Below are 1,316 nucleotides of genomic sequence, written 5' to 3'. Positions count from 1 at the left end.
TGGTACGATATACAAACATCCTTTACAGAGTTATAGAAACATCGTTTACACTTTTTAAGTTGCATTTGAAACCAAAATTCAGATGCTATGCCTTGGAAAGAACAGACGATTATGGAACAAAAAATTGAATTTATCTGTGAATGGCGAACTGGAAAATATACCATCTCCGAGCTTTGCCGAGTCTTTAAAATTTCAAGACCGACGGCTTACAAAATCATTGCCCGGTTTGAAAATGAAGGTTATGAAGGGCTTAGGGAACTCTCTAGAAAACCGCGTAGCCCACACCCTAATGCCACCAATGAAAAAGTGGTGGGTCGAATTCTTGAATTGAAGGAAAAACACAAGGTATGGGGCGCTAAAAAGTTGCACACTTTGTTGTATAAAGATTTCCCCGATGAATTGATACCATCTGTCTTGACCGTTCATAACGTTCTCAAAAAACACGGTCTCGTATCACCTCAAAAACGACTCCGAAGAGTGAGGCCCGTACATCCCGTTTTCGACCCAAAAGAGTGCAATGAAGTGTGGAGTGCCGACTACAAAGGAAAGTTCTTGATGGGCAACAAAATCTACTGTCACCCACTGACCATTGCCGATTCCAAAAGCCGATTTGTATTTACCGCCAAAGGGCATTACAAAGAAAACCTTGCATCGGCAAAGGCGGAGTTCAAAAGGGTTTTTAGGAAATTCGGCATCCCCGGACAAATACATACCGACAATGGAAGTCCTTTTGGTTCGGTTGCCGCAATACAACGGTTTACCCGACTCTCCTATTGGTTCATCGAACTGGGTATCATGCCTGTGTTTTCAGACCCGTCACACCCTGAACAGAACGGACGACATGAACGAATGCACCGCGATTTAAAGACCGCTTGCGCAAAGCCATCAGCCTATGACCTAAAAGCACAACAAAGACGTCTGAACAGCTTTGTGAAAGAATATAATCACTTAAGACCTCATGAAGCGCTGAACATGAAAACGCCTGCCTCGGTCCATGAGTTCTCAACCAGACCATTCCCGGAAAAAATACCTGACTTTCATTACGATGCACAAATGAAAATATTAAAAGTTACCCAAAATGGAGCCATAAGATGGAAAGCCTATAATTGGGTTTACCTTTCCGCTTCGCTACAAGGTAAACACATTGGAGCCCTGGACATTGGTAATGGTATTTGGAGAGTGTTTTATAGAAATGTATTTTTAGGTTACTTTGATGAACATGTATTTAGAAAAAAAGAACAATCAGTGAGGTTAGAAACTAATTTAGTGTAAACCATAATCTATAACTTTTGTAAACCATGTATATTAACGAACAT

The 1,316-nt window shown here is 41.0% G+C and carries 1 protein-coding gene; it reads left to right on the top strand.

The window, feature by feature from the left end; translation table 11 throughout:
* Nucleotides 1-87: 87 nt before the first annotated feature.
* Complete coding sequence (locus tag DFQ03_RS00855) at nucleotides 88-1,272, top strand: integrase core domain-containing protein (RefSeq protein WP_133671148.1); 1,185 nt, start codon at nucleotides 88-90, stop codon at nucleotides 1,270-1,272.
* The last annotated feature ends 44 nt before the right edge of the window (nucleotides 1,273-1,316 follow it).

This window comes from Maribacter caenipelagi (genome assembly GCF_004364175.1).
GTDB lineage: Bacteria > Bacteroidota > Bacteroidia > Flavobacteriales > Flavobacteriaceae > Maribacter > Maribacter caenipelagi.
This window is presented reverse-complemented; position numbering and strand designations above follow the sequence as displayed.

What these genes read in the sequence shown, in the direction of transcription:
- DFQ03_RS00855 (WP_133671148.1), top strand. Translation starts at nt 88, where the DNA reads ATGCCTTGGAAAGAACAGACGATTATGGAACAAAAAATTGAATTTATC.